This window comes from Algibacter sp. L3A6 (genome assembly GCF_009796825.1).
Taxonomy (GTDB): domain Bacteria; phylum Bacteroidota; class Bacteroidia; order Flavobacteriales; family Flavobacteriaceae; genus Algibacter.
Map to the genome: position 1 here is coordinate 218,474 of NZ_CP047030.1, position 25,729 is coordinate 244,202.

The 25,729-nt window shown below is 33.2% G+C and carries 30 protein-coding genes and 2 tRNA genes; 14 read left to right on the forward strand and 18 right to left on the reverse strand.

All coding sequences use genetic code 11. The features are described from left to right. Positions 1 to 20 precede the first annotated feature (20 nt). Positions 21 to 94 (reverse strand) — tRNA-Arg (locus tag GQR98_RS00840). A gap of 82 nt (positions 95 to 176) precedes the next feature. Here GQR98_RS00840 and GQR98_RS00845 point away from each other — a divergent pair. The 5 genes from GQR98_RS00845 (at position 177) to GQR98_RS00865 (ending at position 4,450) form a co-directional block, all read left to right on the forward strand. After that, positions 177 to 806 (forward strand): Crp/Fnr family transcriptional regulator, encoded by a 630-nt coding sequence (locus GQR98_RS00845; protein ID WP_159017842.1) that lies wholly within the window; start codon positions 177 to 179, stop codon positions 804 to 806. A 346-nt stretch (positions 807 to 1,152) separates the two neighbouring features. Then, positions 1,153 to 1,710, forward strand: a complete 558-nt coding sequence (locus GQR98_RS00850) for a YeeE/YedE family protein (protein ID WP_159017844.1) — start codon at positions 1,153 to 1,155, stop codon at positions 1,708 to 1,710. A gap of 2 nt (positions 1,711 to 1,712) precedes the next feature. Further along, on the forward strand, positions 1,713 to 2,126 hold the full coding sequence (locus GQR98_RS00855; protein WP_159017846.1) for a DUF6691 family protein: 414 nt from the start codon (positions 1,713 to 1,715) through the stop codon (positions 2,124 to 2,126). After that, complete coding sequence (locus GQR98_RS00860) at positions 2,127 to 2,921, forward strand: sulfite exporter TauE/SafE family protein (RefSeq protein ID WP_042503058.1); 795 nt, start codon at positions 2,127 to 2,129, stop codon at positions 2,919 to 2,921. A 116-nt stretch (positions 2,922 to 3,037) separates the two neighbouring features. Continuing rightward, the gene (locus tag GQR98_RS00865) at positions 3,038 to 4,450 is read left to right on the forward strand and encodes an MBL fold metallo-hydrolase (RefSeq protein WP_159017848.1); all 1,413 of its coding nucleotides are present in this window, start codon (positions 3,038 to 3,040) and stop codon (positions 4,448 to 4,450) included. Positions 4,451 to 4,627: 177 nt separating this feature from the next. Here the strand turns inward: GQR98_RS00865 and GQR98_RS00870 are convergent, their stop codons facing one another. The 11 genes from GQR98_RS00870 to GQR98_RS00915 form a co-directional block, all read right to left on the reverse strand. After that, positions 4,628 to 5,992 carry a DUF3500 domain-containing protein gene (locus tag GQR98_RS00870; protein ID WP_199270252.1) on the reverse strand — a complete coding sequence of 455 codons (1,365 nt, stop codon included), beginning with the start codon at positions 5,990 to 5,992 and terminating at the stop codon, positions 4,628 to 4,630. Between the two features lie 99 nt (positions 5,993 to 6,091). Then, positions 6,092 to 6,781 (reverse strand): LytR/AlgR family response regulator transcription factor, encoded by a 690-nt coding sequence (locus tag GQR98_RS00875; protein WP_159017850.1) that lies wholly within the window; start codon positions 6,779 to 6,781, stop codon positions 6,092 to 6,094. Next, positions 6,778 to 7,806, reverse strand: coding sequence for a sensor histidine kinase (locus tag GQR98_RS00880; protein WP_159017852.1), 1,029 nt, complete (start codon positions 7,804 to 7,806; stop codon positions 6,778 to 6,780). The genes GQR98_RS00875 and GQR98_RS00880 overlap by 4 nt, the downstream gene beginning before the upstream one ends. Positions 7,807 to 7,970: 164 nt before the next feature. Beyond that, a complete protein-coding gene (locus tag GQR98_RS00885; protein WP_042497325.1) occupies positions 7,971 to 8,246 on the reverse strand; it encodes an ATP-dependent Clp protease adaptor ClpS in 276 nt (91 codons plus the stop codon). A gap of 67 nt (positions 8,247 to 8,313) precedes the next feature. Next, positions 8,314 to 9,150, reverse strand: a complete 837-nt coding sequence (gene prmA / locus GQR98_RS00890) for a 50S ribosomal protein L11 methyltransferase (RefSeq protein WP_159017853.1) — start codon at positions 9,148 to 9,150, stop codon at positions 8,314 to 8,316. A 518-nt stretch (positions 9,151 to 9,668) separates the two neighbouring features. Further along, the gene (gene tpiA / locus GQR98_RS00895) at positions 9,669 to 10,418 is read right to left on the reverse strand and encodes a triose-phosphate isomerase (protein ID WP_159017854.1); all 750 of its coding nucleotides are present in this window, start codon (positions 10,416 to 10,418) and stop codon (positions 9,669 to 9,671) included. Between the two features lie 82 nt (positions 10,419 to 10,500). Next, positions 10,501 to 10,989, reverse strand: coding sequence for a TlpA family protein disulfide reductase (locus GQR98_RS00900; RefSeq protein WP_159017855.1), 489 nt, complete (start codon positions 10,987 to 10,989; stop codon positions 10,501 to 10,503). A gap of 44 nt (positions 10,990 to 11,033) precedes the next feature. After that, positions 11,034 to 12,110 carry an ABC transporter permease gene (locus tag GQR98_RS00905; RefSeq protein ID WP_042503068.1) on the reverse strand — a complete coding sequence of 359 codons (1,077 nt, stop codon included), beginning with the start codon at positions 12,108 to 12,110 and terminating at the stop codon, positions 11,034 to 11,036. 54 nt (positions 12,111 to 12,164) lie between these two features. After that, positions 12,165 to 13,121 carry a DoxX family protein gene (locus tag GQR98_RS19280; RefSeq protein WP_317164203.1) on the reverse strand — a complete coding sequence of 319 codons (957 nt, stop codon included), beginning with the start codon at positions 13,119 to 13,121 and terminating at the stop codon, positions 12,165 to 12,167. Beyond that, a complete protein-coding gene (locus GQR98_RS19285; RefSeq protein ID WP_317164204.1) occupies positions 13,058 to 13,471 on the reverse strand; it encodes a MauE/DoxX family redox-associated membrane protein in 414 nt (137 codons plus the stop codon). The genes GQR98_RS19280 and GQR98_RS19285 overlap by 64 nt, the downstream gene beginning before the upstream one ends. A gap of 69 nt (positions 13,472 to 13,540) precedes the next feature. Then, entirely contained in the window at positions 13,541 to 14,083 is a 543-nt protein-coding gene (locus tag GQR98_RS00915; protein ID WP_159017856.1) for a DUF1599 domain-containing protein, read from the reverse strand. Positions 14,084 to 14,218: 135 nt separating this feature from the next. Here GQR98_RS00915 and folP point away from each other — a divergent pair, with 135 nt between their 5' ends. The 4 genes from folP to GQR98_RS00935 all read left to right on the forward strand — a co-directional run bounded on the left by folP (position 14,219) and on the right by GQR98_RS00935 (position 17,309). Further along, positions 14,219 to 15,043, forward strand: coding sequence for a dihydropteroate synthase (folP, locus tag GQR98_RS00920; protein ID WP_159017857.1), 825 nt, complete (start codon positions 14,219 to 14,221; stop codon positions 15,041 to 15,043). Between the two features lies 1 nt (position 15,044). Further along, positions 15,045 to 15,725, forward strand: a complete 681-nt coding sequence (locus GQR98_RS00925; RefSeq protein WP_159017858.1) for a hypothetical protein — start codon at positions 15,045 to 15,047, stop codon at positions 15,723 to 15,725. Positions 15,726 to 15,761: 36 nt separating this feature from the next. Further along, a complete protein-coding gene (locus GQR98_RS00930; protein ID WP_159017859.1) occupies positions 15,762 to 16,547 on the forward strand; it encodes a diadenylate cyclase in 786 nt (261 codons plus the stop codon). 96 nt (positions 16,548 to 16,643) lie between these two features. After that, positions 16,644 to 17,309 carry a DUF3667 domain-containing protein gene (locus tag GQR98_RS00935; protein WP_159017860.1) on the forward strand — a complete coding sequence of 222 codons (666 nt, stop codon included), beginning with the start codon at positions 16,644 to 16,646 and terminating at the stop codon, positions 17,307 to 17,309. A gap of 28 nt (positions 17,310 to 17,337) precedes the next feature. On the opposite strand, the gene GQR98_RS00940 is transcribed toward GQR98_RS00935, so the two are convergent. Then, entirely contained in the window at positions 17,338 to 19,107 is a 1,770-nt protein-coding gene (locus GQR98_RS00940) for an ABC transporter ATP-binding protein (RefSeq protein ID WP_159017861.1), read from the reverse strand. Further along, complete coding sequence (truA, locus tag GQR98_RS00945) at positions 19,108 to 19,851, reverse strand: tRNA pseudouridine(38-40) synthase TruA (RefSeq protein ID WP_159017862.1); 744 nt, start codon at positions 19,849 to 19,851, stop codon at positions 19,108 to 19,110. It abuts the gene before it with no gap. Between the two features lie 92 nt (positions 19,852 to 19,943). On the opposite strand from truA, the gene GQR98_RS00950 reads away from it, so the two are divergent. Further along, positions 19,944 to 20,453, forward strand: coding sequence for a metallophosphoesterase family protein (locus tag GQR98_RS00950; RefSeq protein WP_159017863.1), 510 nt, complete (start codon positions 19,944 to 19,946; stop codon positions 20,451 to 20,453). Positions 20,454 to 20,547: 94 nt separating this feature from the next. Here the strand turns inward: GQR98_RS00950 and GQR98_RS00955 are convergent, their stop codons facing one another. After that, the gene (locus GQR98_RS00955; protein ID WP_159017864.1) at positions 20,548 to 20,958 is read right to left on the reverse strand and encodes a DUF4293 domain-containing protein; all 411 of its coding nucleotides are present in this window, start codon (positions 20,956 to 20,958) and stop codon (positions 20,548 to 20,550) included. Between the two features lie 195 nt (positions 20,959 to 21,153). Here GQR98_RS00955 and rho point away from each other — a divergent pair, with 195 nt between their 5' ends. The 4 genes from rho (at position 21,154) to GQR98_RS00975 (ending at position 24,573) form a co-directional block, all read left to right on the forward strand. Continuing rightward, positions 21,154 to 22,824, forward strand: a complete 1,671-nt coding sequence (gene rho, locus GQR98_RS00960) for a transcription termination factor Rho (protein ID WP_159017865.1) — start codon at positions 21,154 to 21,156, stop codon at positions 22,822 to 22,824. Between the two features lie 409 nt (positions 22,825 to 23,233). Then, positions 23,234 to 23,617 (forward strand): PID-CTERM protein-sorting domain-containing protein, encoded by a 384-nt coding sequence (locus GQR98_RS00965; RefSeq protein WP_159017866.1) that lies wholly within the window; start codon positions 23,234 to 23,236, stop codon positions 23,615 to 23,617. Then, complete coding sequence (locus GQR98_RS00970) at positions 23,604 to 24,191, forward strand: archaeosortase/exosortase family protein (RefSeq protein ID WP_159017867.1); 588 nt, start codon at positions 23,604 to 23,606, stop codon at positions 24,189 to 24,191. The genes GQR98_RS00965 and GQR98_RS00970 overlap by 14 nt, the downstream gene beginning before the upstream one ends. Continuing rightward, positions 24,178 to 24,573 carry a hypothetical protein gene (locus GQR98_RS00975; RefSeq protein ID WP_159017868.1) on the forward strand — a complete coding sequence of 132 codons (396 nt, stop codon included), beginning with the start codon at positions 24,178 to 24,180 and terminating at the stop codon, positions 24,571 to 24,573. The genes GQR98_RS00970 and GQR98_RS00975 overlap by 14 nt, the downstream gene beginning before the upstream one ends. 182 nt (positions 24,574 to 24,755) lie before the next feature. Here the strand turns inward: GQR98_RS00975 and GQR98_RS00980 are convergent, their stop codons facing one another. From GQR98_RS00980 to GQR98_RS00990, 3 genes are all read right to left on the reverse strand, one after another. Continuing rightward, the gene (locus GQR98_RS00980) at positions 24,756 to 25,124 is read right to left on the reverse strand and encodes a hypothetical protein (protein WP_159017869.1); all 369 of its coding nucleotides are present in this window, start codon (positions 25,122 to 25,124) and stop codon (positions 24,756 to 24,758) included. Positions 25,125 to 25,275: 151 nt separating this feature from the next. Beyond that, a complete protein-coding gene (gene rpsT, locus GQR98_RS00985; RefSeq protein WP_159017870.1) occupies positions 25,276 to 25,527 on the reverse strand; it encodes a 30S ribosomal protein S20 in 252 nt (83 codons plus the stop codon). A 29-nt stretch (positions 25,528 to 25,556) separates the two neighbouring features. Continuing rightward, positions 25,557 to 25,628, reverse strand: a tRNA-Glu gene (locus GQR98_RS00990). Positions 25,629 to 25,729 lie beyond the last annotated feature (101 nt).

A 25,729-nucleotide genomic window follows, 5' to 3' on the forward strand; every position in this document is an offset into this window, starting at 1 on the left:
GGAAGCTTTGATTTTATTAGTGACCTCGACTGGATTCAAACCAGTAACCTCTTGAGCCGTAATCAAGTGCGCTATTCAGTTGCGCCACGAGGCCGTTTTTATGTGGGTGCAAATATACATCTTTTAATAAAAGCCCACCAAATTTTTTTAAACTTTTTTTATTATTATTTTTGAATATGGAAAAAGCCCTCTTAAAAGAAAAATTCAGCAACGCTCTAGATCAAGATATTATAAACGAAATCTTAGAAGTCGGACGCTTTAAAACCTTTCAAAAAGATGATATTATAATCGATATCAACCAAAATCTAGAATATATACCACTACTTTTAAGCGGAAACATAAAAATATTACGTGAAGATAGCGATGGTAACGAACTCTTAATATACTTTCTCGAAGCCGGCGAAACCTGTACCATGTCGCTTACCTGTTGTATGGGCACCTCAAAAAGCAAAATTCGCGCCGTGGCCGAAAGCAACTCAAGCATCGTACTTATACCTGTAGCAAACATGCAAATTTGGTTCCATAGCAACCACAGCTGGCGTAATTTCATACTCGAAAGCTACCAATCACGCTTCAACGAAATGCTCGAAACCATAGACAATCTGGCCTTTTTAAAAATGGACCAACGCCTCTACAACTACCTACTCAACAAAGCAGAACTCAGCGGCTCAAAAACCATTATCGTAAAACATCTCGACATATCCGAAGACCTCCACACCTCACGCGTCGTAATTTCTAGACTCTTAAAACAACTAGAAAACGAGAACAAAATAAAACTAAGTCGTAACAAAATAGAAATTCTATAAAACATTTGGGCGCTACCCGAAAAGGGTCGGGCTATTCGCTACAAGTCCTCGTACGTGCAATTGTCATTGCACGTACTGTGGGCTTTTCACTACTATCCCTAGCGCAAGCAAATCCGCCAACAAAAACCTCTATCAAATAAGCACATTATTTTCTCTTATTTACGCTCCTATTTCTTCTAGTTTCTATAACCTCTCACCTATTTTCTCGGTCTTATAAGTAAAGTAACCTCAGCACACACTTCTAACCTACTCCCTTAAAACAACTTAACCACACACAAAATTCAAAGTAACATTTATTACAGAACATACTACACCAAGACCATACCTTTGTGCCAAATAAAAGAATATGGAAACAATTTTGAACCCTTGGCCATGGTATGTATCAGGCCCATTAATAGCCATCGTTATGGCACTACTACTCTATTTTGGAAAAACTTTTGGTATGTCATCCAACCTGCGTACACTTTGCGCTATTGGAGGAGCCGGTAAATTTGCCGATTTTTTTAAATTCAACTGGAGAGATCAACTATGGAATCTTACCGTAGTATTAGGCGCTATTATAGGCGGCTTCATTGCAACACACTATTTATCAAACGATACACTTATTGATTTAAACCCAGAAACGGTTGTCGAGCTTCAGAATATGGGCTTTCAAAATGCAGGCGCATCACTTTTACCAAACGAGCTCTTCAGTATCGAAGCACTCAAATCACCTAAAGTTTTAATCATATTAATTATTGGAGGTATACTTGTAGGTTTCGGAACCAGATATGCGGGTGGCTGTACTTCAGGCCATGCCATTACAGGGCTAAGCAGCTTGCAAAAACCATCACTAATAGCTGTTATTGGCTTTTTTATCGGTGGATTAATAATGACTAACCTTATTTTACCCCTAATATTTTAACTATGAAATTTATAAAATTCTTATTAGTAGGCATTGTCTTCGGTATTCTATTAGTAAAATCCGAAGCCGTTTCATGGTATCGCATTTACGAAATGTTCCGTTTTCAATCCTTTCACATGTACGGCATTATTGGTACGGCTGTAATATCGGGTATTTTGTTTTTACAAATATCAAAAAGAGGTTACATCAAAAGTATAGAAGGCGCCGATATATTTGTTCCTAAAAAAGACAACGGCATCACTCGCTATATTGTTGGCGGAATTATTTTTGGTTTAGGTTGGGCACTTATAGGTGCATGTCCTGGACCTATGTATATTCTTTTAGGTACAGGTGTTTCTAGCATGCTTGTTGTAATTGCGGCAGCCATAGTTGGTACATTTATTTACGGTATACTAAAAAGTAAACTCCCACACTAAATGGAAAGCTCTCAAATTATAGGTTATGTAGGTGCGCTTATTGTTGGTCTCGTTTTGGGACTCATTGGTGGTGGTGGTTCTATATTAACTGTTCCTTTATTAGTCTACTTATTAGGCTACAACCCTATTGTTGCAACGGCATATTCTTTATTTGTTGTTGGCACAACTTCACTTGTAGGCACTTTACAGAAATTTAAAGAGGGCTTGGTAGATGTAAAAACCGGATTAGCTTTTTCATTTCCATCCTTTATTGCCGTCTATTTATCACGTCGTTATTTAGTGCCAAATATCCCAGAAACCTTATTTAACTTTGGCAATTTTACGTTAACTAAAGACATGAGTATCATGGTGTTTTTTGCTATAATTATGCTTATAGCATCCATTTCCATGATAAAAAAAGGAAAAACGGAGGACGTTGTTACAACAACAAGCCAACCTTATTACAAAACCTTTATACAAGGTTTAACCATAGGTACCATAACAGGTTTAATTGGTGCGGGAGGCGGATTTCTATATGTTCCGGCATTGGTACTTTGGGCTAACATCCCCATGAAAAAAGCAGTAGGAACCTCATTAATTATCGTAACTATAAATTCCCTTATCGGCTTTACAGGCGATATGCAAACATTAGAAATCGAATGGACCTTCCTTTTAACATTTACGGGTATATCCATTTTTGGAATTATTCTAGGAAACTATTTTTCTAAATTTATTAGCAGTAGTAAACTCAAAAAAAGCTTCGGTTTTTTTGTTCTACTAATGGCCGTATACATTATGTACAAAGAGCTTAAATAGCTTATGTAATAATTGTAACGTAGCAAACCATTAAAGTTTCTTAATTTTGAAACAAGAAATAAAAAAGTATCGATTTCATTCCTATTGAAATCACAGAAACCATAAAAAATTAAAACATGAAAATAGAACAAATATATACAGGTTGCTTAGCTCAAGGCGCTTACTACATAGAATCTAACGGCGAAGTTGCTATTATAGATCCATTGCGCGAAACGCAACAATATGTAGACAAAGCAAATAAAGAAAATGCTAAAATAAAATATATTTTTGAAACGCATTTTCATGCCGATTTTGTTTCTGGTCATGTTGATTTAGCTAAAAAAACCGGAGCAACTATTGTTTTTGGACCAAATGCAGAAACCGATTATAACGCTCACATAGCCAAAGACAACGAAACCTTTAAAATTGGAGAAATCACTATTAAAGTATTGCATACACCTGGGCACACTTTAGAATCTTCTACCTATTTATTGATTGATGAAGACGGAAAAAACCATGCGATCTTCTCTGGAGACACTCTGTTTTTAGGTGATGTTGGCCGACCAGATTTAGCCATAAAATCTGATTTAACAAAAGAAGATTTAGCTGCCATGTTATTCGATTCGCTTCGTAACAAAATTATGACACTTGCCGACGATGTTATTGTATATCCAGCTCACGGCGCAGGCTCTGCTTGCGGAAAAAACCTAAGCAAAGAAACTGTTGGTATTTTAGGTGAACAGAAAAAAACGAATTATGCTTTACGTGCCGACATGACGCGTGAAGAATTTATAAAAGAAGTGCTTAATGGTATTGCTCCACCACCACAATATTTTGCAAAAAATGCCATGATGAACAAATCGGGCTATGATAATTTTGAAACTATTCTGAAAAAAGGAGACACACCACTTTCTCCAGAAGCTTTTGAAGCGATGGCTAATAGTGAAGATGCATTAGTTTTAGACGTAAGACATCAAGACGATTTTGTAAAAGGCCATATCCCAAATTCTATTTCTATTGGTATTCAAGGTGGTTTTGCACCATGGGTTGGCGCTTTAATAACAGATTTAAAACAACCTATTCTACTTGTAGTTCCTGAAGGAAAGGCACAGGAGACTGTTACAAGACTATCTCGTGTAGGGTATGATAACACTTTAGGTTACTTAGAAGGCGGCATAGAAAGCTGGAAAGCAGCTGGAAAAGATATAGAAACTATTCAATCAATATCGGTTGATGAGTTCTCTAAGCACTTTAATGCAGAAGATATAAAGGTTTTAGATGTTAGAAAAGATGGAGAGTACAACTCGGAGCATTTAAAAGGTGACAACGTTAAGCATTTTGCGCTAGATTATATTAACGATAATATGAGTAGAATTGATAAAAATCAAACTTACTACGTGCATTGTGCTGGTGGTTACCGCTCGGTAATAACAGCATCTATTTTAAAAGCTAGAGGTTTTGATAACTTAATTGATATTGCAGGAGGATTTGGAGCTATTAAAAACTCCGATTTACCAACCACAGATTTTGTGTGTCCAAGTACGCTTTAGAGAAATCGCAAAAAAAAAGCCTCAAAAGTTTTAAAACTCATGAGGCTTTTTTTACTAATGATTTATTATGATCGGCTAAAAAGCATCTTAATTATCCTTCATGGCTATGAGGGTGACTATGAGAATGTCCGTGCGATTTATTAGTAACGTCAACTTTATAATCAAATTTTATATTGCTTAATTTATGATGATCTGCCATAGCATAATGCTCAAATAAAGTTTTTGGACCATCTTCACTTCATTTATTATGTAGGCAAACAAACCGTAATCTCCTCCATTATCTGTTGATGGATTGTTTGGTATTCTAGTTATACTATGGACATGGTTCCAATCATCAATATTATTACTATTTGCACCAGTAACATCTTCTGTATTGAACTCAGCCCATAAATATGGATTGTATATTCGATAATAAAATTGAGATGTGGCGGTTGGAGCATCTACATTATCAATCCAAACAAAGTAAGTATCATCGATATTTGTTATAATATCATCCCACCAAACATCGGCAAAAGTATCCGATAAATTATAAACATACTCTTTCATCACTAGTATTAGGTTTGCTTTAGTTGCATCAGACATGTCGGTATATTTCAATCCTGTTTCGAAACCAGAATAATCGTATGTTCCAATGTACGGATCAGGATCTCCGTTCATATCAGCTGGTCCTACTTCCAAGTCGCGAGAACTAGATGTTGTAACTGCTTTTGTATTTTCATCGGCACTAAATCCATTATATAGGTTTAATGCTAAATCTCTTTCGTTTTCAAAAATATCAAAAGCTACACCGTTATAAGTCTCTGAAGCTGGCTCTCCCCCAAGAAAAGCAGGTACAATAGACACATTATCTCCATGTACTAAAAAGTTAATCACACAATGATGTCCATCTAACTGAAATCCCCAAGACCCACTAGTTTCAGGATTACCAAACATATCAATAGAATAAAAATCAGGATCCCATACATCACTCATAATATTATTTAACCATCCTTCAGACAGCTCGGTAATTTCATATACTTTTTGATAACCATCTGCACTTAAAAACAATTGTAACATCGCTTTAAAACTTGTTAACTGTGCTATCGATAAATCGCCATAAGTTATACCATCTCTATTCCCATTATTTGCGGGCGTATTATGCCATAAATAGAAACGTTCATCATCCAAGCAAACAGAAGCTTCTTCTAATAACGTAGAAGACAATGATGCTCTAAAAGCAACCATAGCTTCACGCATAGCTTCAATTTCATCATTTGTAGACTGTTCTACTTCACCTGTTGTATTACAAGCAACTGTGCTCCCGCTTCCATCATCACTATCGTCTGAATCATTACTATTAGAAACATAGCCACTCGGTTGCTCACAAGCCGATAATGTAACGCTAGGATCACCCAAACCATCTTCATCAGCATCTTGATACCAAGTGCTTTCAACACATGAATCATCATCAGATTCATCACCATCGCTACCACAAGATAATATTGTAACTGAAACGAAAACCAACAGAACAACTAACTGTAATTTAATAAATACCTCTTTCATCCTTTTCTATTTTTAGTTAATTTTAAAATAAAAGTAGAGTCTTTTAGCTTATTAAAATAAAAATTGAGGTGAATTTGAAGATGGCCGAGGTAAAACAGATTAAACTCTTAATTTTTTAACAACTTCATCTTTATATGTTGCACTAATTGGAATTTTAACAGCCTCTATTTCAAGTGTATCCTTGTATATCGTTTTTACTTTTTTTAATGCAACTATATAAGATCTATGTACTCGTTGAAATTCTAGTTCTGGTAATTTTTTTAAAATATTTTTCATGGTATACCGAGCTACGATTTTTGTTTTATTTTGAAGATGAATACCAATATAATCATCAAGAGCTTCAATTAAAACAATATCCTCAAATGCAATATTGTAAAGCTTATAGTCTGCTCGTATAGCTAAATTGGAGTGATTTAATGGCTCATTTTTTTCTAATTTAATTTCTTTATTCACCTTTTCTGTAGCTTCAAAAAAACGATCAAAAGAAAAAGGCTTTAATAAATAATCGGAAGCATTAACATTAAAACCTTCTACAGCATAATTACTATAAGCCGTGGTGAAAACAACTTTTACATTATGCTTTAATGATTTATAAAGATCTATGCCATTTAATTTAGGCATGTGAATGTCTAAAAAAAGTAAATCAACATCAAACTTATTTAAATACTTTATGGCTTTTTCTTGCGACGTAAAGGTGTGGATTAAATCTACACATTCTATTTGCTCACAATATGCCATAATCACCTCTAAAGCAAGTGGCTCATCATCTAATGCTATTGCTTTTATCATGCTATATCTATTAAAAGATTAACTTCCCATTTCCCCTGAACTTCTCCAATATCTAACTTATATTTATTTCGATATAAAATATCCAACCTTTTTTGTGTATTACTTAAGCCTTCCTTAGTAGCCGATTTGTTAATTTCTTCTACTGACACAATATCATTTTTTACAAAAAGTTCTATTTTATTTTTTTTTATAGTTATACTAATATCGATTTTTGTTGGTACTTCTGGACTAACCCCATACTTAAAAGCATTTTCAATGTAAGTAATAAGAATAATTGGACCTATTTCTTTTCCTTCACAATTTCCACTAATTTGAAATTGTAAATCGACCTGATTACCCATTCTTAATTTTTGCAACTCAACATAATTTTCTATGTATTGTAATTCTTTTTTTAAATCAACTTTATCCGTACTACTTTCGGTAACAATATAGCGCATCATATCTGCCAATTTCAACACAGCTCTTGGTGCTTTGTTAGAATTTGTTAGTGTAAGGGAATAAATATTATTAAGTGTATTAAATAAAAAATGTGGATTAATTTGAGCTTTTAAATATGAGACTTCAGATAAAAGTTTTTCATTTTTAACTTCGGCCAATCGATTTTCTAACCGCAATAATAAAGATAATATCCAAACCATAAAAAATTGGAATATTAACGCGTTTGTTACATTAAATACACTTAAGAATCCGCGAGGTCTTTGTAAATGTTTTATTTGCATATTAGGCCGTATATGATCTACTCCTAAATCTACAACCAAAATAGGTAAGTAAGACACGGCAAAACCACAAGCAAGAATTAATAAACCATATAAAACCCATTTTTTTTGAAGATAAAATTTAGGTACAATAACATAATAGTGTAAAAATAAGAAAACAACTAATAAGAAATAACTAAAAAAGTTTCTTAAAAAAGGAGCTACCGTAAATAACAACCAACCTTTATTATAATCTGGGGAGCTCACAATAGGAATGCCTAATAAAGCAATTCCGAGTAATAGATGAATGATTAGTGTTTTTTTTTCCAAACTATAGTTAATAAAATAGTGATAAGCTAAAAATAAGAAAAAACTAGCTTTACAAAAATAATTGAGGTAGGAGTCCTATTTTTTAAGGTAAAAGATCTAAACATCACAAAAAAAGACCTTTCATTTTAATGAAAGGTCTTTTTTGATTATTGTATATATGTGTTTTACACGAGCTCTGCACTTAAGCCTGCTTCTAGCAGCATAGAGCAACGTGGTTTTAAATCGTCTAATAAGCCTGTTTTAACCGTACATTTCCCTTTGTAATGCACTAACATAGCGCATTGTTCTGCTTGTTCTGGTGTATGCTCGCAAGCATAAATTAATGTATCAATAACGTGATCGAAAGTATTTACATCGTCGTTATGCAAAACAATCTCGTTTTGAGTTAAAACTTCTTCTTCTAGCAATAATTCTTCGAATGTTTTTTCTTGTATACTCATAATTTACACTATGTCTTTCTTATGTTTCCTTATCGGAAAACACTTGGTTAACGGTTTAAATATGTTACTAATTTAAAAATTTTAACGATACCCAATTGTTTCTTTCTAACTTTTCTTCAAATTTTAACAAATGTTTTTCACATTCGGCTGTTATTAACGGAATGTCTTCAGCATAAAATCCACTTAAAAATAACATACCATTTTTATTTAAACAAGCAGCATAAGTTGCCATATCTTGAAGTAGAATATTGCGGTTAATATTTGCTATAATAACATCGTAACTTTTACCTTTTAAAGCAGAAGCATCGCCTTCTATAACCGTGATATGCTCAGCATTGTTACGCTCTACATTCTCTAAACTATTAAGGTAACACCAATTATCATAATCTACAGCATCTAGAGGTTTTGCCCCTTTCATTTCTGCAAGAATCGCTAAAACTCCAGTACCACAACCCATATCTAAAACCGATTTATCTTTCAAATCTGTTTTTAAAATATGCTGAATCATCATGTGTGTCGTTTCATGATGCCCTGTACCAAAACTCATTTTTGGTTCTATAATAATATCATAAGTTGTATCTGGTTTCTCGTGAAAAGGTGCTCTAACAGAACAGGCATCGTCAACAATAATAGGATTAAAATTTTTCTCCCATTCCTCGTTCCAGTTCGTTTGTTCTATTTCATTGAATTCGTAAGTAATTTCAAACTCATCAGATTTTAATATTTGAACATCGTCTAAAATATTAGCATTCCATTCTTCTTTTTGAATGTAAGCCGTTGCTCCATCTTCGTTTTCTACAAAACTCTCGAAACCAGCGTAACCAAGTTCTGCTATTAAAATCTCTACGGCTGGCTGTAATGGCGCTACTTTAAAATAGTACCCAATATAAATAATATTTGACATTTGATTTTTTATTAAAGTGCAAATTTAAGCGTTATTAACGGAGTTCGTGATAAAATTTTATTAAAAATTATTTTGAAGCGACTGCTTTATGATGGTTTTAGCCTTTCGGACGTTCGGAGATATCTAACTTGATTTCGTAAACAGAAATTCTAATTGTTTATATTCTCTATAACCAAGTATGTGTGATTTCTCCTTGCATAGAAATGACAAAAGATTTAAAGGAAAATAACCGGTATTTATAAAACAAAAAACACCTTATCAAGTGAATGATAAAGTGTTTTACATTTTCAATACATCATTAAAAAAGTTGACGTATTTAATTTATTTTAAATAGAACTTTGCAAAAATGAAGACCCAAAAGGGCTGTCTCTACATTTTGCAGGTTAGCCCGTGTTAGAGATTGAGGCTTTGTTGGAGCTCTTTTTGTGTGGTTGCACCTATGCAACACAAAAAAGCGACTGCGGTAAGCTCGGCCCTTTTCGGGTAACGCCCTAATTACTTTTAACTAATTGTATGTTTTAAAAAGCATTTACAATTGCGAAAAAATCTTCCGCATTTAGAGCTGCTCCTCCAATTAAACCACCATCTACGTCTGGTTTAGAGAAAATTTCTTCAGCATTTGCTGGCTTAACGCTACCTCCGTAAAGGATAGAAACCTCATCGGCAACATCATTTCCGTATTTATCGGCTAAAGTTTTTCTAATAAATGCATGCATATCTTGAGCTTGCTCTGGGCTTGCTGTTTCTCCAGTACCAATGGCCCAAACAGGCTCGTAGGCTAACACAATGTTTTGAAATGCCGCTGCTTCTAAATGAAACAATGCATTTTTAATTTGATTACCAACTATAGTCTCTTCGTTTCCAGATTTTCTATCGGCTAATTCTTCACCAAAACAGAAAATTACACGCATACCTTTTGCTAGAGCTGCATCGGTTTTTTTAGCAAGTAACTCATCGGTTTCATTGAAATATTCACGACGCTCACTGTGACCTAAAATTACAGTATTAACGCCAATACTTTTCAACATACTTGCACTAATTTCACCTGTATAGGCTCCATTTTCTGCAAAGTGCATGTTTTGTGCTATAACTTCTATATTAGAAGTTTTTAATGCTTGATATGCCTGAAATAAATTGGTAAAGGTTGGTGCTACCATTACTTCTGCATTAGAGCTTGTTGTTTGATTTTTTAACGCAGTAATTAACGCTTCGGTTTGCGCTAAATCGTTATTCATTTTCCAGTTTCCTGCTACAATGTTTTTTCTCATAGTTGCCTTTTAACCTTCCCTAAATTGACAAGGATATTTTTTTAAAAAAGTTAGTAATTGTTGTTTTCTACTGCTAAAATAGTTAATTTTTTATAGCTTTTATTAACTTATCGTCATCAGCTTCAATAACATTAAATACAACGATTTCGCCAGCTTTATTTATTACCAAATATCTAGGAATCCAACTGATATTTAAAAAATCTGCAAAATCACAATCTTTAGCATTTGGCATAAAATAATGGTCGCCATTTACTTGGTATTTTGCAATACCGCGTTGCCAAGCCCCTTGCTCTCTATCTAAAGATAAAAACACATAGCCTATTTCTGGATTGTTGGCTTGTAGCGCCTTAACTTTAGGCATACCTTTAATACAATCGCTACACCAAGATGCCCAAACATCGATAACTATTGTTTTACCTTGGTGTTTATCTAATATGCTTTGGAAGGTTACCTCGTCGCCATTTTGAGCAATAAAGGTATCATTTAAAGCTTCGGCAGAAAATTGTTTTGGCTCGTCTTTACAGCTTAAAAAAGTGATTAATAAAACGAAAATATATTTAATCTTGTTCATATAAAAAGTGTTTGAAATGTTTACGCTTTTGCGGAAATAAATATTTATTTTAATTTAACTTTTGGATCTAACCAAACGTAGATTAAGTCGACAAAAATGTTGATAATTACAAATAATACAGCAATTACCAATACAGCGCCCATAATTACCGGTAAATCTAGAGTGTTTAAGGCATTTACAATTTCTTTCCCAAGGCCGTTCCACCCAAAAATATATTCTACAAAAACGGCTCCTGCAAGCATAGATGCAAACCAACCTGATATTGCTGTAACTACAGGATTTAAGGCGTTTTTTACAGCATGTTTTTTTATAATTTGAAATTCACTAAGTCCTTTAGCTCTTGCTGTTCTAATGTAATCTTGATTAAAAACCTCTAGCAAAGAATTTCGCATAAGCTGAATAACCACCGCCAACGGGCGTATACCTAAAACAACTGCCGGAAGTATTAAGTTTTTCCATTTTATGTGCATAGCCTCTCCAAAATCGTCTAGTTCGTACAAACTACCCGTCATCTCTAAATTGGTATATTCATGCAGTACAAAACCAAAAAACCAAGCAAACAGTATGGCACTAAAAAAAGAAGGTACGCTCATGCCTAGCGTGCTAAATATTTGAATTGTTTTATCGATCCATTGGTCTTTGTACAAAGCAGATACAATACCCAAAATAACACCTAATATCATGGCTATTACAATGGCTGAAACAGCTAGAACAAAAGTATTGGGTAAGGTTTCGCCTAATACCTGACTTACTTTTTTTCCTTGTTTTGTAAAGGATTCTCTCAAATAAGGAAATTTTAAAACCGTGGTTGTATTCCCTATAGTGAATAATTTACTCGCTGTATATTTTCCTTCGCGCAAAAAAGTATAATCATCTTTTTCTTTAGAATGAAATGACAATGGTGACAAATCGTTTAAATAATATAAATACTGCGTTCCTAAAGGCTTGTCAAAACCATATTTTTGCTTCACTATGGCGAGTTGCTCACTATCTTCATTTTGGCCCAACATCATTTGCGCAGGATCTCCGGGAAGCACATTAAATAAAAAGAAAATAACAGTAACAACCCCAAATAATGTTAGGATGGCGTATGCTATTTTATTTATTAAGTAATTCAAAATAATTGCTGGGTATTAATTATTGGTCTAGATAAAATTTCAATAAAGCATGATGCCTTATTTTTTTAGCATCACTTTTACTATCCCTGTATAATTATTAGTATTTGCAGTGTTCATAGAGTCTAGCTCTTCGTTTTGATCTTTTAAAACATTTACCGATTCTATAGTGTCTGCATCAAGCGCTTCAACCTCTGCTTTCGTTGCTGCTACACCATCTATTTGATATAAAATATTTTCTACTTTAACAGGCTCAGGAGCTCTTTCTACTTTCGGTAATTTAAGGTCGTCTAGATCGTTCCAATGTACTTTTTGTTTAATTGTTCCTTTATCTAATTCTATAACTCCAGGGTTAGAACGCACAATGGTTTTCAGAGCTTTCTCATCACATAAATAAAACTTAAAATCAATATCGTAAGCTTCTGCTATACGCTGTTTAGCAGCTTCTCCAGAGGCAGATAACCCAATAATTTCGTAACCGTTTCTTCTAGCTTCATCTTGCAATGCTTTTAATTTTAAAGCTCCTCCTTGTTCTATACTTTCTAAATTATAAGAAATAACAACAATTAGATTATCTCTATTTAAAAAGTAATCGGTTAAATTTTCATCTGCTGTTTCTATTGAAAAATCATAAATTGGCGGCTCGTAACCTGCAGAAATTTCTTTAGTATCTACACTTATAAATTCACCCTCAACAGATGGGTAAGAACCATTAGTAGTTATAATTTTTTCTTCGCCATTTACTTTAAATTTCCAAGCATATTCTGTTACCGGTTTTGCTGCACCTTCAGGCACCGTCATGCCCTCTTGTATATTAGCCCCAATGTGGTATGCTCTAAAATCTATTGCTGGTAAATGCATTAATACATGGTAACCAAACCATAAACTTGCAATAAAACTTAGTAGAGCTAAAACGGTTGTACCTAGCTTTCCGAAAAGGGGTTTTATGTGCTTTACTCCCGCAAATAAAATGAGAATAAAAAACAGTAACACAACATCTTTTGTAAAGCTTTCCATGGTGTTAATTTCAAGGCGTCACCGAAGCAACCGCAATCTTTTACTTTATCGAAATATGCTGAATAAAAAGTTAAAAATGTGAAGAAAACAATCATTAATAACAAACTCCATACAGTAAACTTAGGTTTATAACCAATGAGTAGAAATACACCTAAAACAACTTCGAACACAACAACTAGCACCGAAATCATTAAAGAATAAGGCTCTAAAAATGGTAAGTTTAAAACATCTTGACCAAAATATTCGGCTAATTTATATGAAAAACCTAACGGATCGTTAAGCTTAATGAATCCGGAAATAATAAATAGAACTCCTACAAATACTCGGCTTATACCTACTAAAAATTTCATGTGATATGTTTTTATATGAAACTTAAACCCTAAGCTTAAGTTTTGAAATGTGCTTACTGTTAACCTAAATTAATGGTCTTCACCTAAATGAATCATTGCGAAAATGGCATAATTAATCATGTCTTGATAATTAGCATCAATGCCTTCGCTTACTAAAGTTTCACCTTTATTATCTTCTATCTGTTTTACACGAAGTAATTTTTGCAAAATTAAATCGGTTAAACTACTCACGCGCATATCTCGCCATGCTTCTCCGTAATCATGGTTTTTGTTTTCCATTAAAGTTTTGGTAACCAAAATGTGCTTTTCATACAATTTGGTAGCTTCTTCTGTCGATAAATCGGGCTGTTCTACAACACCTAATTCCAACTGAATAAGCGCCATAATAGAGTAATTTATAATACCTATAAATTCGCTTACTTCACCTTCATCTACCTTTCTAACATCGTTTTGCTGTAAACCTCGAATACGTTGGGCTTTTATAAAAATCTGATCGGTTAGCGATGGTAAACGTAAAATTCGCCAAGCACTTCCATAGTCGCTCATTTTTTTAATGAATAAACTTTTACAAGTATTTACAACCGTATCGTATTGTTTTGAAGTATCTGGCATGTATCAATTATATTTTGTGTAAATTTCGCTTAAATTGTTTAAAGTTCAAAAGTTTTTAAGAGGAAGTTTGACGTTACAATTTTAAAGTTTTAGGTTTGATATTTAATATTGAAAATATTGACATTTTAAGAGGTTATGACCATTAATTGCAAAGGAACACTTATTGATTTATCGTCGCCAAAAGTGATGGGGATTTTAAATTTAACACCAGACTCATTTTATGATGGCGGACAGTATAAAGATGAAAAATCTATTCTGAACCATACCGAAAAAATGCTAACTGAAGGCGCTACTTTTATTGATATTGGTGCATATAGTTCGCGTCCAAATGCCGACCATGTAAGTGAAGCTGAAGAGTTAAAACGGATTTTGCCGATAGTAGAACTTCTAACAACAACCTTTCCTGAAATTTTAATTTCTATTGACACATTTAGAAGCGAGGTCGCAAAACAAGCTATTGAAACTGGTGCGGCATTAATAAACGATATTTCGGCAGGAAAGCTCGATGATAATATGCTGAAAACGGTTGCGGCCTTGCACGTACCCTATATCATGATGCATATGTGTGGCACTCCGCAAACCATGCAACAACATACCAATTACAACAATTTGGTTAAAGATATTATATTCTATTTTTCTAAACGTTTAATGGCTGCAAAAGAACTTGGTATTATGGACCTAATTGTAGATCCTGGTTTTGGTTTTGCAAAAACTTTAGAACAAAACTTTCAACTTTTAAACACTTTAGAATTATTTAACATACTCGAAAAACCATTACTTGTTGGTGTTTCTAGAAAATCGATGATTTACAAAACGCTTAACAATACAGCTAAAGAAGCTCTAAATGGCACATCGGTTTTAAACACTATTGCTTTGCTGAAAAACGCATCTATTTTACGCGTGCACGATGTAAAAGAAGCCATGGAAACTATTAAACTTGTTGAATCTCTCAATGCTTAAAATGAAACATTTACTTGCCTTTTTTATTACCGTTCTTTTTTTTTCTTGCGATAATGAAAAAATACTACAACTACCTGAAATTAGTCATTCTAAAATAACAGAAATCGATGATATTTCTCCAGCCTATCTTTTTTACGATTCGGAAAAAGACAGCATCGAATTAAACCGTAAAAACTTAATTAGCACAACCAATTGGCTCGTTAACGTCGATAAACGCTTAAGTTTAAAGTTGGCTATTCCGCAGATTACATTTCTTCAGAATAAAAAGAAAAACGCAGGACATAAAAAAGAAGGTATTAAAAACTACTTTACTTGTAATGATACGAGTTTAAAAAGCTTAGGTTTTATTGAATTTACTGAAACTGTTTATCATGAAGAAACGAGCTGGGAATACTTAGCAAAACTTTCAGATTTAAATGAAAGCAAAAACGCTATTTCTATATCATTTGATAACACCAACAGCATATCGATAATAGAAGTTGATAGCAGTTTAACTTCCACTAAAACAGACAAAAATAATCTATTGGCTGATTTAAAAAAACAAGATCTTGCCAACCGCAATATCTATTTAAATTTCAATGTAGATTTAAACTTTCAAGATTATATAACTTATAAATCACTGTTAGAAAAAGCCGATTTAAAAGAAAGTAAAATCTCAAACAACGAATTTATTTTTAATTAACCTTTATTCACTAAATTTACAAAAATACTTTCACCATTGGAAATTTTTAATGACCTCTTAAACTTTAAAATTGTTGATATTATTGATGTAATTCTGGTAGCAGTGCTCCTTTATTATGTTTATAAACTAACAAAAGGCACAGTTGCCATCAATATTTTTATTGGTATTATTATTATCTATTTTGTTTGGAAGCTTACCGAATTTCTAGAAATGGAATTACTTACCGGTATTTTTGGAGGCTTCATGAAAGTGGGGATTATAGCCTTAATTGTTGTCTTTCAACCAGAAATCAGGAAGTTTTTGTTAATGGTAGGTTCGACTAACTTTAACGGACGACGCAAATTTTTACAACAATTTAAATTCTTAAAAACAGAAACTAGCGATGCTACCGATGTTGACGTTATTGTATCGGCTTGTAATAAAATGGCAATATCTAAAACGGGTGCCCTTATTGTTTTTGAACGTAATAATAACTTAGATTTTATTGCCGCCTCTGGTGACGAAATGAATATAAAAGTAACTCAACCTATTATAGAAAGTATCTTCTTTAAAAATAGTCCGTTGCATGATGGCGCCATTATTATAAACGATAATATTGTTAAGGCCACTCGTGTAATTCTTCCTGTTAATAATGATAGAAGCATACCGAAACGTTTTGGACTTCGTCACAGAGCAGCTATTGGTGTTACCGAAAAAACAGACGCTTTAGCGCTTGTTGTAAGTGAAGAAACCGGACACATTTCTTATTTTAAAGATGGAGAATTTGTTGTTTTTGATGATACTAATGCACTTACCGAAATTATAAAAACAGATTTAGCTTAAATGAAATTAGCCTGTAAAAATTGCAAAAATTCACTACTTGAAAAAAGTAATTTCTGTAATTTATGTGGCGAAAAAACAGCTTACAAACGCCTGACGGTGAAATCTTTTTTTGCTCATTTTATCAATCAGTTTTTAAGTATTGATAATAAGCTTTTAAAAACTTTTATAGATTTATTTACAAGGCCTGATTTGGTTATTGACAGCTATGTTAAGGGCTTTAGAAAAACATATGTAAATGTCATTTCTTATTTAGGGTTATCGATAACTCTTATGGGACTTCAGTTTTTTATTCTGAAGAAATTCTTCCCAGAACTATTACAATATGGCTCAGGACTTGAACAACCAGAAGGTTTCGATATTAACAGTGTTATGGATTTCATTACAGAATATCAAAGTGTTATTACTTTGGTGTCTATTCCTGTATATTCCCTAATCTCAAGATTTGTATTTAAAAAGTCGAAAAAGTATAACGTAGCGGAACATTTCGTGATTATAACCTATACTTCGGCACACTGGTTTATTATATCATTTTTCATGATTTTAATAACTTTACCTTTTGGATTAAACTTCTACAACGCATCGCAATTAATTTCTATTCCAGCCTTGTTTTATATGGCTCATGTTTACAAAAAGTTATATGAGTTTTCGTGGAAATCGACAATATTGAGAACTATTTTATACGTTGTAATGAGCTTCCTTTTCCCGATGATTATAGCATTAATTTTCGGTATACTTTATGCAGTTTTTTATCTAAAAAATTAGTGAGCTAAACAATATCAACTAATAAAGATTAGGCAACATCTTCCTTTAAAAACTGAACTTCATATAAGTTTCTGTAATAACCATTTTCTTTTTTAAGAAGTTCATTATGCGTGCCTTGCTCAACAATTTTACCAGAATCCATCACGATAATTTTATCAGCCTTTTTAATGGTTGCTAAACGATGCGCAATAACTATGGAGGTTCTGCCTTTTGTGATTTTATCGGTCGCATTTTGAATAAGTTGTTCTGAATAAGAATCAACAGACGAAGTCGCTTCATCTAAAACCAAAATACTTGGGTTAGTAACGTAAGCACGTAAAAAGGAAATAAGCTGACGCTGACCAGAAGATAGCATCACCCCGCGTTCTTTTACATTATAATGATATCCGTTTGGTAACGACATAATAAAATCGTGAATCCCGATATCTTTTGCCGCTTGGTAAACCTGCTGTTCTGTAATTTCTGGATGATTTAGAGTAATATTATTTAAAATAGTATCTGCAAACAAAAATACATCTTGTAAAACAACAGCTATTTGAGTTCGAAGAGATTCTAAAGTAACATCCTTTATATCAATACCGTCTACTGAAATAACTCCGTCTTTAATTTCATAAAAACGATTAAGTAAATTAATAATAGTAGATTTCCCTGCTCCTGTAGCTCCAACTATTGCAACGGTATCTCCAGATTTCACATTAAAAGAAATCCCTTTTAATACAGCTTCATCTTCAACATAATTAAAATACACATTTTCAAAATCGATATCTCCTTTAAAAGTTTCGGCAATATGTGTTCCGTGATCATCAATTTGCGAAGTAGTATCCAGAACTTTAAATACGCGGTTTGCAGCGACCATTCCCATTTGTAGGGTATTAAATTTATCTGCAATTTGGCGCAGAGGCCTAAATAGCATTGGGATAAACATGATAAAGGCAATTAAATCACCTTGAGATACATCACTAGCTTCCAAAACCACGTGTAAACCGCCATACCAAGCCACTAAGCCCATCGCTATAGAACCCGATAAATCTGCCAATGGAAAGAAAATAGAGTTATACCAAACGGTTTTTAACCATCCTTTTTTATGACGCTCATTTATGGCTTTAAACTTTTTAAACTCGGTATCTTCTCTTGTAAAAAGTTGTAGAATTTTCATTCCTGTTAAGCGTTCTTGCACAAAAGAATTTAGGTTTGATACTTCTGTTCTTACTTCTTCAAAAGCCTTTTTCATTACTTTCTGAAAAATTCTTGTAGCGTATAATAATAAAGGAAGCATGATAAATACAATAATACTAAGCTTTACATTGATATAAACCATAACGGCGAAAACAACAATCATGGTCAGTAAATCTTTTACGATCATGAACAAACCTTGACCAAAAATATCGGCAATACGTTCCATATCGGTAACCGATCTTGTAATAAGCACACCTACCGATGAATTATCATAATACTTCATTTTAAAACGTAGTAAATGATTGAACAATTTAGTTCGCACATCTTTCACTAAATTCTGTCCTAACCATGCCGCGTAGTAAATAAAACAAAGCTGTATAACCGTTTGCAGAATTAAAACTACCAACATAATTATAATATAGAACAGAAAATCTTCTTTCAATTTTACAGCAATACTATTATCTATGGCATATTTGGTTAAATAAGGTGTTGCTGCACTGAAAGCAGCAGATAAAACCACCATAATTAGCAAGCCAACAAAAACCAAATTATAAGGTTTTATGTAAGTGAATAACCTTTTAAAAAGGTTAACGTCAAATATTTTCTCTTTGGGTTTACTCATTTATATTTTTATATCTTCTGGATATTCTACTTCAATTAAATATAGACCGTGAGCAGGAACAGAAAATCCAGCTTCACTCCTATTTTTAGAATCAATAATGCTATGCAAATGTGCTACCGGATTTTTCCCTAAACCAATATTTATTAAGGTACCAACAATGGCGCGCACCATATTACGTAAAAAACGATCAGCTTTAATAGTAAAATGCAATTCGCCATCTACCAATTGCCATTCGGCCTTCATTATATTACACAAAAAGGTATTTACATTTGTTTTACTCTTAGAGAAACACTCAAAATCGTTGTATTCCAACAATATTTTAGTGGCTTCTTTCATTTTTTCAATATCTAACTTTTGCTTCACATTGTAAGCAGCATCGACATTGAAAACATTTTTATGTAAAGAAACGCGATACAAATATGTTCTACTCACGGCATGAAAACGTGTATGCACATCTTTTTTCACTTTAAATATATCGTGAATAGCAACATCTTTAGGTAAAAACGAATTGAGTTTAAAAACCAAATCTACGTTATCTATATCACCTTCAAAATCAAAATGCGCAAACATTTGCTTCGCATGCACACCTGTATCAGTACGCCCTGCACCCATTATAGAAATTGACGTATTTAATAAAACCGATAAAGCTTTTTCTAAAACTTCTTGTACCGAAATGGCATCGGGTTGTATTTGCCAACCATGATATGCTGCACCGTTATATGAAAGTTCTATAAAATATCGCAATTTGTTTTAATACTTTTGTTGAAAGAACAAATATAGTCAGTTTTAAGGTTCTTGTGAATACTCAAATCTTAATTATATATTAAAAGATTTTAATGAAAAAGATATTACTCCTTTCGGACACCCATAGTTATATAGATGATGATGTTTTAAAATATGTCAAACAAGCCGATGAAGTTTGGCATGCTGGAGATATTGGTGATTTAAAAGTAACCGATGCTATCAAAGAACTCAAACCATTAAGAGGCGTTTACGGTAATATTGACGATGCTAAAGCGCGTGGTGAATTTCCGGAACACAATCGCTTTATGTGTGAAGGTGTAGATGTTTGGATTACACATATTGGCGGTTACCCGCCTAAATATAATTTAAGAGTGATTGAAGAGATTAGAAAAAATCCTCCAAAAATTTTTATTTCTGGGCATTCTCATATTTTAAAAGTGATGCCCGATAAAAAATTAAATGTGTTACATATGAATCCTGGTGCTGTTGGAAAACATGGCTTTCATAAAGTAAGAACCATGCTACGCTTTACAATTGACGGCAAAAAAATTGATAATCTTGAAGTTGTAGAGTTCCCTGATCGGCATCCAAAAACTAATTAGTTTTATGCCTTAAACTAAAAACAGAATAAAAATAAAAAACTCCGAAGCTTTCACTTCGGAGTTTTAACGCACTAATACTACTAAGATGTTAGGTTTATCGTAATCGATCTACAGATTTTACGAGGTCTTCATCCTTCTTGATGGCCTTATTAGCTAAAGCTAACAACACGATAGAAACAAGTGGAAGAAGCATCCCAATACCTTTCTCAGAAACCGCCGTCTCTCCAGATAAATTTAGAGATTGATACACAAAAAATCCTAATAAAATAAAGTTTAATATGATGTTAAGCCTCCCCAAAACAAATTGGAGTTGCCTATTTTTGAACATAAATATAGAAATTAAAGATAATACCGCCGACCCTAAAAAGAGACCAAAGTACAATATATCGTCTATTGCAAACACTAACTCATCAGTATTTGTGGTCCATAAATTGAACACAAAAATTAACCCAGCAGAGATTCCTGCTGCTACTAATAAATAAACTGTTTGAATGCGTTGTAACATATTATTTTAACTAACTAGTTAGCAAAAATAACGGTTTCTTTAAAAAAATAGCCTAAAAAATTAAAATAAAGTTGTATAATTGCAGTATTAATTCTCAACAACCGCAATAACAGGCGGTTAATTCTTCAGAATAAAAATTCATTTTTTTCAAAAAACTCAATTTTATATTCAATATATAATATTCAAAATATATCAATGTTTGAAATTTCACAATTAAAAGAAAAGAAACTCACTGACCTACAGGAGATTGCTAAAAAACTGAACGTTCCTAAGTACCGTTCATTAAAAAAATTAGATTTAGTTTATCAAATATTAGATACTCAAGCCGCAGACCCAAAAGCGGTAGATGCAGTAGTTGCTCCTGCTAAACCAGCAGCTGAAAAAACACCTGCAGCTAAACCAAAACCTAGAAAACCTAGACAACGTTTACAAAAACCAACACCAAATACTACTGATACACCTGCTGAGCAAGCATCAGAGATAAAACCCGTAGCAGAACCTAAACAAGAAGACACTAAGGTAGATAATAAACCAGCCAAAAAAACTGAAAAAGTTGAGGCTAAAGTAGAAAATAAACCTAAACCAAGACCGCGCCCTCAAAAGGAACGCAAAAACGAAAATCAACCAAATCCAAGACCAAAACCTCAACAAAAACGCGATCAAAACAAAAACCAGAAAAACGGTAACGTACATACTGGAAGCAATGGTAATAAAGATAGCCGTAACCGCTACCGTGAGCCAGATTTTGAATTCGATGCTATTATTGAGAGTGAAGGGGTTTTAGATATTATGCAAGATGGGTATGGATTTTTACGCTCATCAGATTACAACTACTTATCATCTCCAGATGATATATATGTATCGCAATCGCAAATTAGATTATTTGGTTTAAAAGTTGGTGACACCGTTTTAGGACAAGTGCGCCCACCAAAAGAAGGCGAAAAATATTTCCCTTTAATAAAGGTTAGTAAAATTAACGGCCAAAATCCAAATGTGGTTAGAGACCGTGTAGCCTTCGAGCATTTAACACCATTATTTCCTCAGGAAAAATTCAATTTAGCAGGGCGTCAAAGTACAATCTCAACTAGAATAATGGATTTATTCGCACCTATAGGTAAAGGGCAACGTGGTATGATTGTATCGCAACCAAAAACAGGTAAAACCATGTTACTTAAGGATGTTGCTAATGCTATTGCAGCAAACCATCCAGAAGTTTATCAAATGATTTTATTAATTGATGAACGTCCGGAAGAGGTAACAGATATGCAACGTAACGTTCGCGGAGAAGTTATCGCATCTACCTTTGATAAAGAAGCGCACGAGCATGTAAAAATTGCAAATATTGTTCTAGAAAAGGCAAAACGTTTAGTAGAATGTGGTCACGATGTAGTAATTCTATTAGATTCTATCACGCGTTTAGCACGTGCGTACAATAGTGTACAACCCGCTTCTGGTAAAATATTAAGTGGTGGTGTAGATGCTAACGCCTTACACAAACCAAAACGTTTCTTTGGAGCGGCTCGTAACATAGAAAATGGAGGTTCGCTTACCATTATTGCTACAGCGCTTACAGAAACAGGTTCTAAAATGGACGAAGTAATTTTCGAAGAATTTAAAGGAACTGGTAATATGGAGTTACAATTAGATAGAAAAATATCTAACCGTAGAATTTTCCCTGCTATCGATTTAACCTCTTCAAGCACACGTCGCGACGATATTTTACTCGATGCCAATACCATACAACGTATGTGGGTAATGCGTAAATACCTTGCAGATATGAACCCGGTAGAAGCCATGGAATTTATAAACGATCGTTTTAAACAAACCCGAAATAACGAAGAGTTTTTAATCTCAATGAACGGATAAAACCTTCAAAATATACACAAAGCCTTAATGTAAAAGTTAAGGCTTTTTTTTTACCATAATTTTGGCGTTACCACAAGGGTCGCGCTTTCCGTTACTAGTTTTGGCTCGATGCTCGCCTCGCCAAAAGCTAACCACTAAAATCGCTAACGCAAGTTTAGACCTTAATTATGTTACGTTATTATAAAACAACAAACACTTAAAGTATTAACTTTTAGGGTCTGTTCTTCTTTCTAATTAACACTAAAACAGAATAAAAGCTAACAATTTTCAGTCTAAACCAAATGTAAAGCGGTATTTAGTAGACTTTATTTCATGTTTTATCGAAAATACTAATAATACATATTTTGTTATTGAAATAGTTACTATTTTTGACACGCTATTAAGCTATTAATTAATTCAAAGCTGAAAAATGATGAACAACAACAAAAAATCTCTTGTTAATATAATTGGTGCTCTCGCTATTATATTAGCATTCACTTTCTCTACTAACGCGAACGCAACTTCAGTTAGTGCTGTTTCAACGACAAACGTAACTTTAGCAACTACACACTTTATGGTAGTAGGTGGAGGTAGCAGGTGTAGTCATGGTATTACAAACTGTAATCTAAGGCATAACGATACCGGTAGTAAATGTAGAAGATGTAGGAGTGCACACTCTGGAAAATGCGGTGGTGGATCTACTCCAACTGATCCAGACTCAGTACCTTTAGATGGTGGTCTTGGTTTCCTTATGTTAGGAGCTGCTGCTTTAGGTGTTAAAAAATTACGTGGAAAGAAAGATGCTAAATCTTAAATCTCTACAAAAAGACATACCATTACCAATAAGGCTTTTTCTCGGAAAAGCCTTATTGCTTTTTATAATATGGAAGGTTATATATTCTGGCTTTCTTTATGACTCTCAATACTTAGATCACCCATTAACTACACACGTTGCTAAAGCATCTACTTATCTCTTAAATAACTTAGGAGGTATGAGTGATTTCTCTACGGAAAGGGAAAACACAAGTTTTATTTTCGAAGGCGGAGAAACCGTTAACGAAATATCAGCAATTTATCACTACGATTACATTTCATTATACATTGCTAATGCCTGTAACGGTTTAGAAGTGTTTGTACTTTATATTGGATTTATTATTTGTATGCCTTCATCATTTTGGAGGAAAACAAAATATATCATTTATGGTATTCTACTTTTAGATGTTATAAACATTTTAAGATGCGTAGGTCTTATCTATTTAAAAGAATATTTCGACGTTTACTTCGATTTTGCTCACCATTACCTTTTTAAAGCTGTAGTATACACGGCGACATTAATAATTTGGGGTTACTTTGCCCGTAAAATTCATTTAAAAAATGAAACTGTATAAATCAGATAAAGTTCGATTCATTGTTGGGCTTATATTAATTATTATTGTTTACTCTTGGTATTACATCTTTTTTGCAGAAAACAAGAACACAGCCTCTATTCCGTCGAAAATTAGGCACCTAATCACCTTTGCTACTACAGTAGCCGTTTATTTTATAGGTACTTTTCATTTAGGAAAACTAAAAGACACCTGGATGTCTTCACTTTGGCATTTTATTCATATTTCTGGTTTGTTTATAATTGGAGTCATGGGGCTTTTTGATTGGTTTATTCATGAAATATCATTAAACGCAAGGCACTTTGCTGGAGGCATTCAAGAAATGCTTATTTCTCCTGTTTTATATTTTGCAATGGGGTTATTAAATAGAACCTTCAACAAATAAGTAAAAGTCCTTTTTTAAAACTTTTATTTCAAATGAACAAAACTCCTCACCTAGTAATATATACACCTGTATTTTAAAAACGAGTATAATCGATAAAATAAAAAAACCCCTTGACATCAAAAATGTTAAGGGGTTTTTTAATCTATTCTAAAACCTATTACATAAGTTTTATAAAGTAAGACTTAGTAGCGTGCAAAAAGATCTTTATACTCTCTTAAATCGGCTATGTTACCTTTGTTGTTAAGATTTTTAGTTAGCGCTATTAAGTATTTTAAACTCTCTACCGGTGTATCCAAATCATTTACTCCTTCAGCGCCTTCTTCTTCATCTTCTAAAGGCTCATCATCAAGTATAGGAATAAGAAACGTACTATTCTCTTCTAAATGCTCGTAAGTTAGTCTTAATACTTTTACCACTAAAGGTATTTGCTCTTCTAAAGCATAAGTTCTTAATTCCTTAATATCGTCAATTAGCGCTTCTTTATTAATACCTGATTCATCAAGATCCTTAAGAATTTTATCGACTAATTTATTTGCTTTTTGATTTTCCAACGGTGCTATTATTATGTGGTTAATAAACTTATTCTATTTGCAAATTTATATTTTTAAATTACTTTTCGCACTATAAAGCGCATTAAAAAAATCCAAAAAAAAAGCTTCTCATTTCTGAGAAGCTTTTAGTATCATAAATTTTAAATCACTCTTAAAGTGCAGCAACAAATTTAGCTAAACCAGATTTAAGGTTTGCAGCTTTGTTAGCGTGAATTACGTTCTTCTTAGCTAATCTATCTAACATAGATACAACTGAAGGATATAAAGTTTCAGCTTCACTCTTATCAGTTAAATCACGTAATTTCTTGATAGCATTACGAGTTGTTTTATGCTGATATTTGTTAGTTAAACGCTTTGCTTCGTTACTTCTAATTCTTTTTAATGCTGACTTATGATTTGCCATTTTGTTTTTTTCTTAATTTTTTAAAATTGTAGCCCGTAGGGGAATCGAACCCCTCTTACCAGGATGAAAACCTGGCGTCCTAGCCGATAGACGAACGGGCCATTATTTTTTGAGTGTGCAAATATAAAACTTTTATTTTAACTTGCAAATTTATTTTTTCAAATAAATTATTTTCTTTTCAAATAACTTAACAATGTTTTCC

What these genes read in the sequence shown, in the direction of transcription:
- GQR98_RS00845 (WP_159017842.1), top strand. Translation starts at nt 177, where the DNA reads ATGGAAAAAGCCCTCTTAAAAGAAAAATTCAGCAACGCTCTAGATCAA.
- GQR98_RS00850 (WP_159017844.1), top strand. Translation starts at nt 1,153, where the DNA reads ATGGAAACAATTTTGAACCCTTGGCCATGGTATGTATCAGGCCCATTA.
- GQR98_RS00855 (WP_159017846.1), top strand. Translation starts at nt 1,713, where the DNA reads ATGAAATTTATAAAATTCTTATTAGTAGGCATTGTCTTCGGTATTCTA.
- GQR98_RS00860 (WP_042503058.1), top strand. Translation starts at nt 2,127, where the DNA reads ATGGAAAGCTCTCAAATTATAGGTTATGTAGGTGCGCTTATTGTTGGT.
- GQR98_RS00865 (WP_159017848.1), top strand. Translation starts at nt 3,038, where the DNA reads ATGAAAATAGAACAAATATATACAGGTTGCTTAGCTCAAGGCGCTTAC.
- GQR98_RS00870 (WP_199270252.1), bottom strand. Translation starts at nt 5,992, where the DNA reads ATGAAAGAGGTATTTATTAAATTACAGTTAGTTGTTCTGTTGGTTTTC.
- GQR98_RS00875 (WP_159017850.1), bottom strand. Translation starts at nt 6,781, where the DNA reads ATGATAAAAGCAATAGCATTAGATGATGAGCCACTTGCTTTAGAGGTG.
- GQR98_RS00885 (WP_042497325.1), bottom strand. Translation starts at nt 8,246, where the DNA reads ATGAGTATACAAGAAAAAACATTCGAAGAATTATTGCTAGAAGAAGAA.
- prmA (WP_159017853.1), bottom strand. Translation starts at nt 9,150, where the DNA reads ATGTCAAATATTATTTATATTGGGTACTATTTTAAAGTAGCGCCATTA.
- tpiA (WP_159017854.1), bottom strand. Translation starts at nt 10,418, where the DNA reads ATGAGAAAAAACATTGTAGCAGGAAACTGGAAAATGAATAACGATTTA.
- GQR98_RS00900 (WP_159017855.1), bottom strand. Translation starts at nt 10,989, where the DNA reads ATGAACAAGATTAAATATATTTTCGTTTTATTAATCACTTTTTTAAGC.
- GQR98_RS19280 (WP_317164203.1), bottom strand. Translation starts at nt 13,121, where the DNA reads ATGGAAAGCTTTACAAAAGATGTTGTGTTACTGTTTTTTATTCTCATT.
- GQR98_RS19285 (WP_317164204.1), bottom strand. Translation starts at nt 13,471, where the DNA reads ATGAAATTTTTAGTAGGTATAAGCCGAGTATTTGTAGGAGTTCTATTT.
- GQR98_RS00915 (WP_159017856.1), bottom strand. Translation starts at nt 14,083, where the DNA reads ATGCCAGATACTTCAAAACAATACGATACGGTTGTAAATACTTGTAAA.
- folP (WP_159017857.1), top strand. Translation starts at nt 14,219, where the DNA reads ATGACCATTAATTGCAAAGGAACACTTATTGATTTATCGTCGCCAAAA.
- GQR98_RS00925 (WP_159017858.1), top strand. Translation starts at nt 15,045, where the DNA reads ATGAAACATTTACTTGCCTTTTTTATTACCGTTCTTTTTTTTTCTTGC.
- GQR98_RS00940 (WP_159017861.1), bottom strand. Translation starts at nt 19,107, where the DNA reads ATGAGTAAACCCAAAGAGAAAATATTTGACGTTAACCTTTTTAAAAGG.
- GQR98_RS00950 (WP_159017863.1), top strand. Translation starts at nt 19,944, where the DNA reads ATGAAAAAGATATTACTCCTTTCGGACACCCATAGTTATATAGATGAT.
- GQR98_RS00955 (WP_159017864.1), bottom strand. Translation starts at nt 20,958, where the DNA reads ATGTTACAACGCATTCAAACAGTTTATTTATTAGTAGCAGCAGGAATC.
- rho (WP_159017865.1), top strand. Translation starts at nt 21,154, where the DNA reads ATGTTTGAAATTTCACAATTAAAAGAAAAGAAACTCACTGACCTACAG.
- GQR98_RS00965 (WP_159017866.1), top strand. Translation starts at nt 23,234, where the DNA reads ATGATGAACAACAACAAAAAATCTCTTGTTAATATAATTGGTGCTCTC.
- GQR98_RS00970 (WP_159017867.1), top strand. Translation starts at nt 23,604, where the DNA reads ATGCTAAATCTTAAATCTCTACAAAAAGACATACCATTACCAATAAGG.
- GQR98_RS00975 (WP_159017868.1), top strand. Translation starts at nt 24,178, where the DNA reads ATGAAACTGTATAAATCAGATAAAGTTCGATTCATTGTTGGGCTTATA.
- rpsT (WP_159017870.1), bottom strand. Translation starts at nt 25,527, where the DNA reads ATGGCAAATCATAAGTCAGCATTAAAAAGAATTAGAAGTAACGAAGCA.